Below are 12745 nucleotides of genomic sequence, written 5' to 3' on the forward strand. Positions count from 1 at the left end.
TTTTTTCCAAAACGATTGTTTCATGGCAGGGCCTCCAAGCGACGTTTTCAACGTCGTGCGGAAGAAAAATAGGTTCGCCAAACTAAGGGTGAAAAATGTCCATTTTATTGACAGAAGTTCAAAATTTGCTTCATTTAATTTTTTATTTGCTTATTTTAAAAATTTATTTGCTTATTTTTAAATTTTATTTGCCTTTTTCGGGAAAATATTTGCCTTTCTCTTTATTCAATAAAAAAAAGAGAGCCTTAAGCTCTCTTTACAACTTCGGTGCCACTCGCATCGACGACGCTTGCTCGTATGCATAAGCAATTTCAATTAAAGTCGGCTCTGAAAAAGCTGTTCCAGTAAATGTGATGCCCACTGGTTCACCTTTTTCAGTCAATCCGGCTGGAACTGTGATAGATGGGTAGCCTGCCTTAGCAGGGATCCCTGCACCAATATTATTTGGGAATACAATCGCATCAATGTTATGTTGATTCAATGTGTAATCTATACCCTCTTCTTTAGACAAGCGTTGATCGTCTAACAACTCTTTTAAATAGTCGTTGTCCGTTAATAAACCTGATGTCTTCTCAGCTTCTAAAAACCATTTCTGTCCGTATTTCAATGTGTCTTCTTCATGGTCATTATGAAAATTGATAACGTCTTTAATCGAACGCACAGGTACATCATTAGAAACTGTTTTCAAGTAAGCATTTAAGCTATTTTTGAATTCATGAATCATGACACCCAATCCCCATTCATGCTTAGTTGTAGGAATCGTCACATCCATGATTTCTGCACCTTGCGCTTCTAAAACCTTGATGGCCTCATTCAATAACTCACGTTTTTCTTCATCAACCGATTCAAAATAAGCTTCACGAGCAATACCGATGCGCTTACCTTTTAGCCCATCCTTAATCAAATGACGAGATAAATCTTGTCTAAAAAAATGTCGCGCTTTTCCAGTCGCAGCATCATCTTCATCTTTGCCGATAATGGCTTGGAAAACATGAACAGCATCCACTACTGTTTTAGCCAATGGCCCTGCCGTATCTTGAGTATGTGAAATCGGAATAATACCAGAGCGACTCACGGTTCCAACGGTTGGTTTAATTCCCACCAATGAATGTTGACTCGCAGGACTTAAAATCGACCCTGATGTTTCTGTTCCAATCGATACGCTAGCAAGATTAGCTGCAACAGCTGACCCAGGGCCAGAGCTTGATCCACCTGTATCTAATTTGCCAGGTCCATAAGGGTTTAGCACTTGTCCACCACGTGAACTATAGCCATTCGGCATGCCTTCAGTCATGAAGTTGGCCCACTCAGTCAGATTAGCTTTTCCTAGAATGACTGCACCCGCTTCACGTAATTGTTTAGCTACAAAAGAATCTTTATCCGCTACATGATCCCTTAAAGCTAATGAACCAGCAGTCGTATGCATTTTATCTCCAGTATCAATATTATCCTTAAGAACAATTGGAATCCCATGCAGTGGTCCTCGAGCACCTTTTTCCTTACGTTCTTGATCTAATGCTTCTGCGATGAACAATGCATCTGGATTAACCTCAGCAATCGAATTTAATAGAGGTCCATCATGATCCAATTGAGCAATTCTATCCAAATATGCTAAGACTAAATCGCGAGAGGTTAATTCCCCGCGAGCCATTTTTTCTTGTAATTGATCTATAGGCACTTCAATAAACAACTCTTGTTTAATCAATTTTCTTCCCCATTTCTTTCAAAAAATCTTGAATTTCTTGTTTACTTTTTAGCATAATAACTGTTTTATGAGGTCCAATTTGTTGAAAGTCACGTAACCTTTCAGCCATCTTTTTCTTTCGAGGGTGATAAGTTGTCCAAATAAACTTTAAAAACTCGTAATCAATTTTCTCTTTACACCCTTCGCCCATATCTGGACGAGACTTTCCAACATTCATAAAAAATCGTTTGAAAACCCGATATAAACAGATTCTTAAAGGAAGTTCGAGATAAATAATCGTGTCAGCCTTTTCAGCTCGAATGTCGTATGTGGGCGCATAGTTACCTTCAATAATCCACTGATCGTGAGCGACAATTTTTCGTTGGCTGTCAGAAAATTCTTCTATGGAAGCTTGGACCCAATTAGGCTTCCAAAAATAATAATCTAAATGGTACACGTCAATATTCAAAATCTTCCCTTGCTGCCTGGCAAAGGTTGATTTTCCTACACCTGCTGAGACGCCAAGAACCATAATTCGATTCATGAACTTTCACAATCCCTTCAATCTATATAAAATCCATACTTCCCCAGTTTTCATTATCTTCTATGATTGCTTTTAGAAGATCTAAACCTTTAACAAAATCATTCAAATCAGCCATTTCAACTGGTGAATGTGAATATCTCCGTGGGAAGGTTATAGCTCCAGCTAAAACCCCTTCACGCTCAAGATGAACGGCTGAAACGTCTGACGATGCGCCAGGTAAAACAGCTAGTTGGTAAGGTATGTTCGTTTGTTCTGCATAAGTTGTTATTAATTTTTTCATTTGTGGAGCCATAATATTACCGCGTATTGAACTACCAGCTAATGCTGGGATCACAGGTCCTTTTCCAATACCAACAGGCAGTGTTCCAAGACTGTCAGGTGTATCCGCACAAGGAATCGTATCAATCACAAACGCATAATCAGGATTGACTTTGTATGTAGCTACTTTGGCTCCGCGAAGTCCAACTTCTTCTTGTACGGTCACTACACCGACTAACGTACCGCTAAAATCACGATGTTCCAAAGCTTAAACAACTCAACTAAAAGTACACAGCAACTTCGGTTATCAATCGCCTTACCACAGATTAAATCTTCATTTGTAAATTGTTCAATTTCACTAATGTATGTAATTGAATCACCAATTTGAATGCCCATCTCTAACACTTCTTCATAGGACTTTGCACCAACATCTACATATAATTCACTTGTAGCAGGTTGACGTTTTCTTTCCTCAGGCGTTTGCAGATGACCAGCTTTTACACCTACGACACCAAAGTGTCCTTTCACATTAACTTTACGTCCAACTAATAGTGATTCAAGGACCCCACCCGTTTTTTCAATACGTATGAATCCATTATCATCAATTCTTTGAACGATACACCCGATTTCGTCCGAATGTGCAGAGACCATCATTTTAGGTCCAGGTTTATCGCCATCTAAATAAGCGTAAAGATTTCCCATTTGGTCTACTTCAACGCAGTCTGACACAGACTCAAAATTCATTACGAGTTCCTGAACAACTTTCATCTCCTGTCCAGGTGTTCCCGGGATATTTGCTAGCATTCTTAGTTGATCTAAAAATTCTTTTTTCTGCATAGGCTCCCCCTCCAAAATATTTTGAATATTGTTATTTATTTTGCCATAAGTTTCACAGCCCGACAATTGAAAGGTTTTCGTTGATTAATCGAGTAAAGAATATTATGCTGATAAAAATTACTCAATTGAGGGGGAGCAGCAATGATTCATAAACTAGACCTAAAGACAGAAAATCTTCATAGATCGTTTAGTAAAGACTATGAACCTATTTTAACAATACAATCAGGCGATACATTACAATTGACCACACCTGACATTAAATGGGGATATTCCAAATCTAAAGGCGAAGAGCGTGTCATGTTTGATTCAAGAGAAAATGAAGAAGTATTTGGGCATCCTATCATAGGTCCAATTAAAATTGAAGGGGCCAAAAAAGGGATGGTACTAGAAGTAAGAACCAATGACCTTGTGCCTGGATGGTATGGAAACAATTGGGCAGGAGGTTTTAATAGTTGGCAAAATGAAGCACTTGGACTGACAGATGAGGAAAATATTCAGCTCGATTGGGAACTTAATGCGAAGACCATGACAGGCACCACCCAAATTGGCGGTCGTGAGCTTCATGTTGGACTTCAACCTTTTATGGGATTAATGGGCGTTGCGCCTGAAGAACCTGGTGTACATATTACAGCTCCTCCCCGTTACTGCGGAGGCAATATTGATTGTAAAGAGTTAGTCAGAGGCAGTAGTCTGTATTTACCGATCGCTGTCGATGGAGCTTTATTTTCAATCGGTGACGGACATGCCGTACAAGGTGACGGTGAAGTGTCAGGTACCGCGATTGAAGCGCCAATGGATTTAGTCGATGTCACGTTAACAGTTCACGAAGATATGACACTAACGATGCCACACGCATGGACGCCTTCTGGATGGGTGACGTTTGGATTTCATGAGGATTTAAATCAAGCAACAGCTACCGCATTGGATGAAATGGTGCAACTGATTCAAAACCTATATGGTATAAAGAAAACTGAAGCGACAGCTCTAGCCAGCACGGTTGTCGACCTGCGTATTACCCAAGTTGTTAACGGCTCTAAAGGAGCTCATGCGATTTTACCTCATGGAGCGATCAGATAAATATAATATTTAACCTAAAAGGCTTAAGTCTTTTAGGTTTTTTATTGTACAATAGGTAATAATACATAATTTTTCCTACGCAATATAAAAATTAGACGGGGGTCTATAATGAATAAAAAGCATTGGACACTGGCTGCTTTAGTAATTGTCTGTTTATTACTAGTTATAACTTTCAGTACTAATTCAGAGGAAGAAGAATCATTTGAATATATTAAAGGCTTTAATGATACCTATGAAGAGACGAAACAAAAGATTGAAATAGAAAACGAGTCTTTAGACATGAGCTTAGATGAGAAAATTGGTCAATTAATTATGGGTGGTGTTTCAGGAACAACACTCAATGACAACGACCGGTCTCTAATTAAAGATTACCATCTTGGCGGGGTCATTTTTTTCTCAGATAATTTAAACAACCCTAGTCAAATCGCATCATTAGTGAATGACATTAAGAAGACCAATTCAGAAAACCCACTCCCCTTATTACTTGGCGTAGATCAAGAAGGAGGACGAGTTACCCGATTACCAGGGATCAAATCGTTGCCAACTAACGAAAAAATTGGAGAAGTTAATGATCTTGAATTTACTTTTGATTTTGGCGAGCTCTTAGGTAAACAGTTAAATGCATTTGGTTTCAATATCAATTTCGCACCTGTTTTAGATATTAACAGTAATCCAAATAACACAGTCATTGGTGATCGAGCGTTTGGCAATACAACCGAGAAGGTTTCGAACCATGGAATTCAATTAATGAAGGGCATCGAATCGCAACAAATTATTCCTGTCATAAAACACTTCCCAGGTCATGGAGACACCAAAGCTGATTCACATATTGAACTGCCCGTTAGCAGAAAAAGTATTGAACAATTAAAAGAACTTGAGCTTAAGCCATTTCAAAACGCCATTCGTGACGGAGCAGATGTGGTCATGATTGCACATATATTATATTCAAAAATCGATGACAGTCACCCTTCATCCTACTCAAAACCGATCATTACAGACTTATTGAGAGAGCAATTAAACTATGATGGGGTGGTTATCACCGATGACATGACGATGCAAGCGATCACTAAATACGTGGACATTGGCCAAGCTGCCGTAAAATCCATTCAAGCAGGTAGCGATATCATTATGGTCGCTCATGATTATAACGAAATAACCAATGCCTATAATTCAATTAAGAAAGCTGTTGAGAACGGAGAAATTACTGAAGAGCGAATTGACCAAAGCGTTAAGAGAATCATGCAATTAAAAGAAAAATATAAAGTCAGTCGCAAATCGGTAACTGAAGCTAATATCAACCAATTGAATGAGGATATTAATCAGTTATTAAATCAAGGTAACTAGAAAAAGCATTGAGCTGACTTACAGTTCAATGCTTTATTTATATTAATATTGATGACTTGTTTCTTCTTGTTCGGCTTCTTCTTTCACACGTTCCATGAATTCATCGACCACTTTTGTACTGGCTTTCTTTCCAGCTAACTTTAGCATGGCGCGGCCGACAAAATTAACTCCTTTATTTGATCCTTCATAAATGAATAATGTTTCACGTTCATCAATCTTTTTAAACGTATAAGCTGTTTCTATTTCAAAAGCTTTTCCTAATACAAACCCTACTTTTAAATACTTATATTCAGGTTCATTTGTATGACCTAAGGTTTCTACGATATAAGTTTCTACTCTTTTTCCTTCTTGATAAGATTGTTCATACTTCGTTCCCACTTCGCCTTCAACATGCTCAACTAATTCATGCTTGACCACCTTTGGCATGATTCGTTGCATCTGATCCGGTTGAAACAGACTCCATACTGTCTCAATGTTTGCATTAATGACTTGCTCTTCTTTCCATTCCATTAACCTTCATCCTTTCCATCTTTTAAAAATTCATCTAATTCATCACGCTTGTCAGTTAGCTGTTTGATCTCTTTATTAATCTCTTCTCTTTTTTCTAATAAAAGAGTTTCCAAATTCTCAAAAGACTGATCATCCATAATCTGTTTCATCTCTTGAATGGTACATCCAAACGTTCTTAACTTAACTAATAAAGTAGCTAAAAAATAAGAACCATCATCATAGAAACGATAATGACTATTTGGATCTACATAAGCCGGCTCTAGCAATCCAATGTCATCATAATATCTTAACGTTTCTTTACTTAAACCTGTAACCTCTGCGAATTCGCTAATTTTGTAATGCATTGCTATCTCCAATCTAATCATAAACCTTAGAGTGCACTATAGAGTCAATAGTTTCTTTAATAAAATTTCTTTATAAGTCCAAAAAATCCTTTTTTATAAAGGAATATAACAAAATTTGTCGAATTATATTAACTAGTTTCTCACATATTTTTAATGGTGAAAGACTTAGTATTTACAGAAAGAAGTGTTGGAAATGAATTTAACCTTACAAACTGAACGTTTGATCCTCAAACCTTTTACATTAAACGACGCACCACGAGTCGTTGAACTTGCGAACGACCCTGATTTAGCACGCACAACTTTAAATATCCCCTATCCATATACGATAGATTCTGCGAAAGATTGGATTTCTAAACACCCTTCACAAATTGAAGAAGAATCAGTTTACCCTTTTGCTATTTACAATCAACAAGATAATAGATTAATTGGGACCATGTCGATCAGACCAAACCATCGCCACAAAAGAGGAGAAATAGCTTATTGGATAGGAAAAGACTATTGGGGACAAGGCTTTGCAACAGAAGCAGCTAAAAGAGTAATTAAATTTGGATCAGATGAACTTCTATTAAATAAAATTTGGGCCATGTCTCTGACTGACAATCCAGGTTCCATTAAAGTTATGAGGAAAGTTGGAATGAAAAAGGAAGGCACATTAATTGAACATTTTTATAAAGATAGGAAATTTTTAGATGTAAATGTATATGGGATGTCATTAAGGTAGACTATTATGGAGCATGCCGGACTCGAACCGGCGACCTCTTCACTGCCAGTGAAGCATTCTCCCACTGAACTAATGCCCCATTGTTGTATACCACAATTATAACATGAATAAAACTACTAGTTTAATCTTCCACAAATCGAGCGACACCTTTATCGCAATTGATGCATTTACCTTTTAAAATGATACCCATGTTATCGTCCTTAATATTATAGTCGACTATGGTTGTGACTCCACCACATCTTCCACAAAAAACATTACTCGTAATGTTTTTCTGTATATCTTTGGGGACTTGAGACCATTTTTTCGCTGCATTAAAATCAGTTACTGACATGCATTCACCTCCGCATTTATATTAGCCTAACTTTAACATACCTAGTTGTAACTTTTTCAAACGATTGATAAAAACTACATTTTTAAAGATTTGTGTATGTTACGATTGGGTGAGCACCAAATATGCAACATTTAGGAGAATATTATTATGCACTTCTCTGCCAGAGAAATGAACCAAGAAAGAGCAAACGAAATAACCAGTTGGAAGTACGATGAGCCATATGATTTCTACAATATGAGTAAATCTAAAGAAACTATAAACGAGTTAATGAATGAAGCTTATACAGCTGTAATAAATGAAAAAGAAGAGTTAGTCGGTTTTTTCTGTACCGGCAAATCAGCTCAAGTACCGGTAGGGGCGTTGAATGGAGTGTATGAAGAAGAATTACTAGATGTTGGCTTAGGTTTAAAACCCGAACTTACTGGCCAAGGTCTAGGAAGAGATTTTATGGTATTTATTATTGATTATTTAGATCACCAACCGTTGAGACTTACAGTTGCGAATTTTAATCAACGGGCCATTCGTCTCTATGCTAAAGTAGGTTTTTCAAATGATAGGGAATTTTATAGAAGTTCGGTTAAATTTATTACCATGGTTAAACGTTAGTCAAACAAGCAATTATTTGTTTATAAGTAAATAACTTTATTAAGACTGAAGGATATATAATTCATGGTGTGATTATTTATCCTTTTTTTATATATCTAGTCCATAGTGAGAGGGAAAACAATGCCAATGATTAAATACGAGATTCTTGTCCAAGCTCCTATTGAACTGTGTTTTGATTTATCAAGAGATGTCGATATACATATGAAAACTACTTCCGATACACAAGAAGCTGCCATAGATGGTGTTACCCACGGATTAATGGATGAAGGTGATTGGGTGACATGGGAAGCAAAGCACTTAGGTGTTAGGCAGCGTTTGACTGCAAAAATCGTAGAGATGAACCGTCCATATTATTTTAAAGATATAATGGTTAAAGGTGCTTTTAAATCTTTTACCCATACACATGAATTTATAGAGGTCGAACAAGGAACGATTATACGAGATGTTTTTGACTATCAATCTCCTTTTGGCATTATCGGTAAAATAGCAGATAAACTTTTTCTAGAAAAATATATGCAAAGATTTATTGAGAGACGCACATTAGAAATTAAACATATTGCTGAGAATAAGGTGAACGAATCGTAATTTTTGGTCAAAAATTAAAAGATTTAAATTATGAACCTAAACCCCGTGCTTACGCAGTTATACTCAATCATTCAAAACAAAAAGTTTTAACCGTACAAACTTCAAGTGGGCATTACTTTTTACCAGGCGGAGGGATTGAAGATTGTGAATCAGTTCTAACTTGCCTGGAAAGAGAACTACTAGAAGAGATTGGTTTCGAGATTAAAGAGCAAAGGTTTATTGGAGAAGCTCACAGATATTTCATTACTAGAAATGGGAAGCCCATAATAAATGAGGGGCGTTTCTATTTAGTTAAATTAGGAAACAAACTCCAAGAACCAATTGAGATTGATCATTTTACAAAATGGATTGATGTGGGAATGGCGGAAGATTTATTAGTTCACGACCACCAGGCATGGGCCGTCCATCAATGTCTTTAGTGAGAGGTTGATAATTTATGCATCTACCTAACTTTAAACTTAATCCGTTAAAAGGTAGTTACTCTAGCAGGATGATTGACAAAGGTATATTGGATTTTCACCAGGCGGCTAGTTGGGTTAAGGAACTACCGTATGAACGAAATACTGATCGAGCAAATTTTTCTTTAGTAATTACTGAAGGAAAAGGCACATGCAGTACTAAACACGCTCTATTGCGTAAACTCTGTGTTGAGAACAATATGGAAGTCATCAAGTTATATACAGGTATTTTTAAAATGAATAACCAAAACACACCAGGTGTAGGTAAAGTTTTGCAAGAATATAATTTAGAGTACATCCCAGAGGCACACTGTTACCTCAAATATCAAGGGTATATTTATGATTACACTAGTTTAGAGACCAACAATCAGCTAGAATTTATTACTGAAAAACAAATTTCTTCAGATCAAATCGGTGATATAAAACTTAAATTCCACAAAGATTTTTTGAAACAATGGGTAAAAGACAATCAAATGAATATAAGTTTTTCTAAACTATGGGAGATTAGAGAAGAATGTATACAGCATCTATCTAACTCATAAGGGAGGAATATATATGAAGACAGTTAATAATTTCGGATTAGAGTTTTTAGATTTTATTGAATTGAGTGAGATAGAGTTGGATTCGTTCCAAGATTTAGCTGGCTCTTTTAATGTCATCAAATGTGATGGGAAGTACCTTTTGTGCTATAGCGTTTTTCGTCAACAATGGGAATTCCCTGCAGGCAAGCAGGAAAAAGGTGAAACTGCTAGAGACTGTGCTAAACGTGAACTCTATGAAGAGAGTGGCCAGATTGTTGATAACCTTGAGTTCAGAGGCGTTATGAAAGTATTTAGTCGCTCAAAAAACTCGATTAAATATAATCCAGTTTATTATGCTGAAATTAATCAGCTACAACCTTTTGTAGAGAACGATGAAACTTCAGAAATTATGTTGTGGGACCAAACTGAAAGACTAGAGTCGGTAGATGAAGTTGATATTAAATTGCTAGAATATATTTAATCGAAGCCTGTGAATATAGGCTCTTTTTTGTGAGCTCATTTATTCTCGCGAGCGATCATTTATTCTCGTGAGCGATCATTTATTCTTGCGAGTGCAACAATTTTTCTTGCGAATGCAACAATTATTCTTGCGTGTGCAACAATTAATCTTGTGAGTGCAACAATTAATCTTGCGTGTGCAACAATTATTCTTGTGAGTGCAACAATTACTCCAGCGGGCCGATCACCCCACTAATAAAAACACACAGCCTCATTCAACTGTGTGCTCTCATATTTTTATTTATCTTTTTCAAACAACACAATCATTCCTGGCAATAAGATGCCTCGAATGATAAATGTATCAATTAAAATACCGACTGCAACGATAAATCCGAATACGAACAGTAGTTGAATCGGTTGCGTCATGAGAACTGCGAATGTCGCTGCAAGGATTAAGCCTGCTGAGGAAATCACACCACCTGTATTGGCTACTGCGAGCTCCACGGCTTTCTTCACTGAATGTTTTTCGCGCTCTTCCTGGAACCTTGAGACTAGGATGATGTTATAGTCGATTCCTAATGCCACCAGGAATACAAAAGCGTACAATGGCACTCGGTTACTGATTGTTCCTATATCAAACAAGAGTTCTGTCAGGAACATCCCAGCTCCTAATGCCGCTAAGAATGAAACTAAAATCGTGCCCATCATATAGAGTGGCATTTTAAATGATCTTGTTAAGAATACGAGCATAACGAAAATTAGTATCGTTTCAAGCGTCACAATGACTAGGATATCTCGATTGTTCGTTTGTCGGTCGTCCACGATTCGAGCGGTTTCACCGGCAAAATACAATTCACCTTCTAACCCCGTGTTTGAAACTATTTCTTCAGAATGATCAATGGTTGTTTCTAATGCATCAATTGATGGTGTCTCATAAGGGTTTTTGGAATAAGTTAAGGTGTAACTCACTACCGCTCCATCTTTTGCAGTAGAATCCATTCGAACTTCATTAACGAGGGCCTCATTAGCTAATTCCTGCCTTAAACTATCAATTTGCTCCTCATCTAATGCTTTATTCCCTTCATACAATACCGTTGTAGGTGCTAGTTCACCTGCATCAAAGTTATTTTCTAATATCTCATATCCTTCTCTGGAAGGCATATCTTCTGGGAATGAATTTAAAGTATTAAATTCATATTCCAGATTGAACATATTCAGTGCTGAGATGATTAAAAACACTCCAACTAATACGACGGATACTATAGGTCGTTTGACGACTCCTCGACCGACCTTACTCCAGAATGAATTACTCTTAAGTTTTTCGTCTCCAGCCTTAGGAATTTTCGGCCAGAACGCTTTTCTACCAAATAAGGTGAATAGTGCTGGAACTAGAGTAATTGATGCTAGCATAATAACGGCTAGCGCTGTTGCAAATGTTGGTGCGAAGTTTTGATAATCGCCTGATTCAGCAAAAAACAAGACTAACATCGCAGCTAAAACTGTCCCACCCGAGAAGAAAACTGGCATTCCAGTCTGCCTCATGGCTAATTTCATTGATTCAAATTTATTTTCATGCTCCTTCAGCTCTTCTCGATACCTTGAGAACACGAATAATGAGTAGTCAATAACTGCAGCAAAGAGCAGTATCGACATAATCGATATCGTCTGTTGACTTAAATCCAGTCCACCTGCTCCTAATATCCCTAATGATTGATTAATCACTTGGTAAACAATTCCCGCAGCTAATAGTGGAATTAACGCCAACAATGGCGAACGATAAATGACCACTAATAATACAAGAATGATACCAATTGTAGAAAAGATTAAAACTAAATCTGCTTGAGCAAACAAATCCAACGAATCTACAGCAATCCCTGCTGGACCTGTGATATAAAGCTTAACGCCTTCATACCCTTCTAACAGGCTGTAAACTTGCTGATTTGCAGCTTTAATCTCATCAGTTTCCAAGTCTGATTCATATGTCATTGGTAGAAAGGCTGTTGTTTGATCTTCTGAGAAAAATTCCCCTGTAGCTTGTGGCGGCAGATTCCCAATTGGAACGATGCCCTTGAAACCTTCTATATCTTCGTTACGAATATCCTCTACAATTCCTGATAATTGGCTCTGGTCGATCTTCTCTTCAGATTCAAATACAAGTAAAGCTAATAAACCATCATCTTCCGAAAAATATTTATCGACTTTATTTTCAGCAATAACAGATTGTTTATCCTCTGGTAATGCAGCAATGCTCGGCACTTCATAGTTCTTTGGATTTGGTGCGAACATGGATAATAATACGGTTGCGACTAACCAAATCGCTAAGGTTATCCACATACCTTTTTTAGTTGCTACACGATCAGTTAAACTCTTTAATATATTTTTCATTTAACCTGCTCCCTCCCTCAAAATGACACACCCGTCACTTTACACAAAAATAAAATGACACCTTTGTCACTTTCATTATTC

16 protein-coding genes and 1 tRNA gene are annotated in these 12745 nt (G+C 37.1%); 8 read left to right on the top strand and 9 right to left on the bottom strand.

Features of this window, described 5'->3' with window-relative positions:
* Positions 1-256 precede the first annotated feature (256 nt).
* From E3U55_RS13600 to E3U55_RS17835, 4 genes are read right to left on the bottom strand one after another with little or no spacing between them, the layout of a single operon-like run.
* Positions 257-1705 (bottom strand): amidase family protein, encoded by a 1449-nt coding sequence (locus tag E3U55_RS13600; RefSeq protein ID WP_228547573.1) that lies wholly within the window; start codon positions 1703-1705, stop codon positions 257-259.
* The gene (locus E3U55_RS13605; protein ID WP_134341033.1) at positions 1698-2228 is read right to left on the bottom strand and encodes a P-loop NTPase family protein; all 531 of its coding nucleotides are present in this window, start codon (positions 2226-2228) and stop codon (positions 1698-1700) included. Before E3U55_RS13605 ends, E3U55_RS13600 begins: the two co-directional genes overlap by 8 nt.
* A gap of 22 nt (positions 2229-2250) precedes the next feature.
* Positions 2251-2751 (bottom strand): zinc-binding metallopeptidase family protein, encoded by a 501-nt coding sequence (locus E3U55_RS17830; RefSeq protein WP_134341034.1) that lies wholly within the window; start codon positions 2749-2751, stop codon positions 2251-2253.
* The gene (locus tag E3U55_RS17835; protein ID WP_134341035.1) at positions 2721-3323 is read right to left on the bottom strand and encodes a zinc-binding metallopeptidase family protein; all 603 of its coding nucleotides are present in this window, start codon (positions 3321-3323) and stop codon (positions 2721-2723) included. Before E3U55_RS17835 ends, E3U55_RS17830 begins: the two co-directional genes overlap by 31 nt.
* A gap of 141 nt (positions 3324-3464) precedes the next feature.
* Between E3U55_RS17835 and E3U55_RS13620 the strand changes: the two genes are divergently transcribed.
* Both E3U55_RS13620 and nagZ read left to right on the top strand, forming a co-directional pair.
* Positions 3465-4400: an acetamidase/formamidase family protein gene (locus tag E3U55_RS13620; protein WP_134341036.1), complete on the top strand. Its 936-nt coding sequence runs from the start codon at positions 3465-3467 to the stop codon at positions 4398-4400.
* 108 nt (positions 4401-4508) lie between these two features.
* Entirely contained in the window at positions 4509-5744 is a 1236-nt protein-coding gene (gene nagZ / locus E3U55_RS13625) for a beta-N-acetylhexosaminidase (RefSeq protein ID WP_134341037.1), read from the top strand.
* Between the two features lie 42 nt (positions 5745-5786).
* Here nagZ and E3U55_RS13630 read toward each other — a convergent pair whose 3' ends face one another.
* Both E3U55_RS13630 and E3U55_RS13635 read right to left on the bottom strand, forming a co-directional pair.
* Positions 5787-6254, bottom strand: a complete 468-nt coding sequence (locus E3U55_RS13630; RefSeq protein WP_134341038.1) for an SRPBCC family protein — start codon at positions 6252-6254, stop codon at positions 5787-5789.
* Positions 6254-6598 carry a MerR family transcriptional regulator gene (locus E3U55_RS13635; protein ID WP_134341039.1) on the bottom strand — a complete coding sequence of 115 codons (345 nt, stop codon included), beginning with the start codon at positions 6596-6598 and terminating at the stop codon, positions 6254-6256. The genes E3U55_RS13630 and E3U55_RS13635 overlap by 1 nt, the downstream gene beginning before the upstream one ends.
* Positions 6599-6791: 193 nt before the next feature.
* Here E3U55_RS13635 and E3U55_RS13640 point away from each other — a divergent pair, with 193 nt between their 5' ends.
* Complete coding sequence (locus E3U55_RS13640; RefSeq protein WP_134341040.1) at positions 6792-7319, top strand: GNAT family N-acetyltransferase; 528 nt, start codon at positions 6792-6794, stop codon at positions 7317-7319.
* Between the two features lie 7 nt (positions 7320-7326).
* On the opposite strand, the gene E3U55_RS13645 is transcribed toward E3U55_RS13640, so the two are convergent.
* Both E3U55_RS13645 and E3U55_RS13650 read right to left on the bottom strand, forming a co-directional pair.
* Positions 7327-7398 (bottom strand) — tRNA-Ala (locus E3U55_RS13645).
* Between the two features lie 42 nt (positions 7399-7440).
* Positions 7441-7650, bottom strand: a complete 210-nt coding sequence (locus E3U55_RS13650) for a hypothetical protein (RefSeq protein WP_134341041.1) — start codon at positions 7648-7650, stop codon at positions 7441-7443.
* A 147-nt stretch (positions 7651-7797) separates the two neighbouring features.
* Here E3U55_RS13650 and E3U55_RS13655 point away from each other — a divergent pair, with 147 nt between their 5' ends.
* The 5 genes from E3U55_RS13655 to E3U55_RS13675 all read left to right on the top strand — a co-directional run bounded on the left by E3U55_RS13655 (position 7798) and on the right by E3U55_RS13675 (position 10301).
* A complete protein-coding gene (locus E3U55_RS13655; RefSeq protein WP_134341042.1) occupies positions 7798-8256 on the top strand; it encodes a GNAT family N-acetyltransferase in 459 nt (152 codons plus the stop codon).
* A gap of 120 nt (positions 8257-8376) precedes the next feature.
* Positions 8377-8841 (top strand): SRPBCC family protein, encoded by a 465-nt coding sequence (locus E3U55_RS13660; protein ID WP_134341043.1) that lies wholly within the window; start codon positions 8377-8379, stop codon positions 8839-8841.
* The gene (locus tag E3U55_RS13665; RefSeq protein WP_228547576.1) at positions 8841-9260 is read left to right on the top strand and encodes an NUDIX domain-containing protein; all 420 of its coding nucleotides are present in this window, start codon (positions 8841-8843) and stop codon (positions 9258-9260) included. The genes E3U55_RS13660 and E3U55_RS13665 overlap by 1 nt, the downstream gene beginning before the upstream one ends.
* A gap of 17 nt (positions 9261-9277) precedes the next feature.
* Entirely contained in the window at positions 9278-9841 is a 564-nt protein-coding gene (locus E3U55_RS13670) for a hypothetical protein (protein ID WP_134341044.1), read from the top strand.
* A 13-nt stretch (positions 9842-9854) separates the two neighbouring features.
* Complete coding sequence (locus tag E3U55_RS13675; protein WP_134341045.1) at positions 9855-10301, top strand: NUDIX domain-containing protein; 447 nt, start codon at positions 9855-9857, stop codon at positions 10299-10301.
* 275 nt (positions 10302-10576) lie between these two features.
* Here E3U55_RS13675 and E3U55_RS13680 read toward each other — a convergent pair whose 3' ends face one another.
* Entirely contained in the window at positions 10577-12664 is a 2088-nt protein-coding gene (locus E3U55_RS13680) for an MMPL family transporter (protein WP_134341046.1), read from the bottom strand.
* Between the last annotated feature and the right edge of the window lie 81 nt (positions 12665-12745).

This window comes from Filobacillus milosensis, from assembly GCF_004402015.1.
Taxonomy (GTDB): Bacteria; Bacillota; Bacilli; order Bacillales; family Alkalibacillaceae; genus Filobacillus; species Filobacillus milosensis.

Excerpts from the sequence above, each read along its gene's own strand:
- E3U55_RS13605 (WP_134341033.1), bottom strand. The coding sequence starts at position 2,228 with ATGAATCGAATTATGGTTCTTGGCGTCTCAGCAGGTGTAGGAAAATCA.
- E3U55_RS17835 (WP_134341035.1), bottom strand. The coding sequence starts at position 3,323 with ATGCAGAAAAAAGAATTTTTAGATCAACTAAGAATGCTAGCAAATATC.
- E3U55_RS13620 (WP_134341036.1), top strand. The coding sequence starts at position 3,465 with ATGATTCATAAACTAGACCTAAAGACAGAAAATCTTCATAGATCGTTT.
- nagZ (WP_134341037.1), top strand. The coding sequence starts at position 4,509 with ATGAATAAAAAGCATTGGACACTGGCTGCTTTAGTAATTGTCTGTTTA.
- E3U55_RS13630 (WP_134341038.1), bottom strand. The coding sequence starts at position 6,254 with ATGGAATGGAAAGAAGAGCAAGTCATTAATGCAAACATTGAGACAGTA.
- E3U55_RS13635 (WP_134341039.1), bottom strand. The coding sequence starts at position 6,598 with ATGCATTACAAAATTAGCGAATTCGCAGAGGTTACAGGTTTAAGTAAA.
- E3U55_RS13640 (WP_134341040.1), top strand. The coding sequence starts at position 6,792 with ATGAATTTAACCTTACAAACTGAACGTTTGATCCTCAAACCTTTTACA.
- E3U55_RS13650 (WP_134341041.1), bottom strand. The coding sequence starts at position 7,650 with ATGTCAGTAACTGATTTTAATGCAGCGAAAAAATGGTCTCAAGTCCCC.
- E3U55_RS13655 (WP_134341042.1), top strand. The coding sequence starts at position 7,798 with ATGCACTTCTCTGCCAGAGAAATGAACCAAGAAAGAGCAAACGAAATA.
- E3U55_RS13660 (WP_134341043.1), top strand. The coding sequence starts at position 8,377 with ATGCCAATGATTAAATACGAGATTCTTGTCCAAGCTCCTATTGAACTG.
- E3U55_RS13670 (WP_134341044.1), top strand. The coding sequence starts at position 9,278 with ATGCATCTACCTAACTTTAAACTTAATCCGTTAAAAGGTAGTTACTCT.
- E3U55_RS13675 (WP_134341045.1), top strand. The coding sequence starts at position 9,855 with ATGAAGACAGTTAATAATTTCGGATTAGAGTTTTTAGATTTTATTGAA.
- E3U55_RS13680 (WP_134341046.1), bottom strand. The coding sequence starts at position 12,664 with ATGAAAAATATATTAAAGAGTTTAACTGATCGTGTAGCAACTAAAAAA.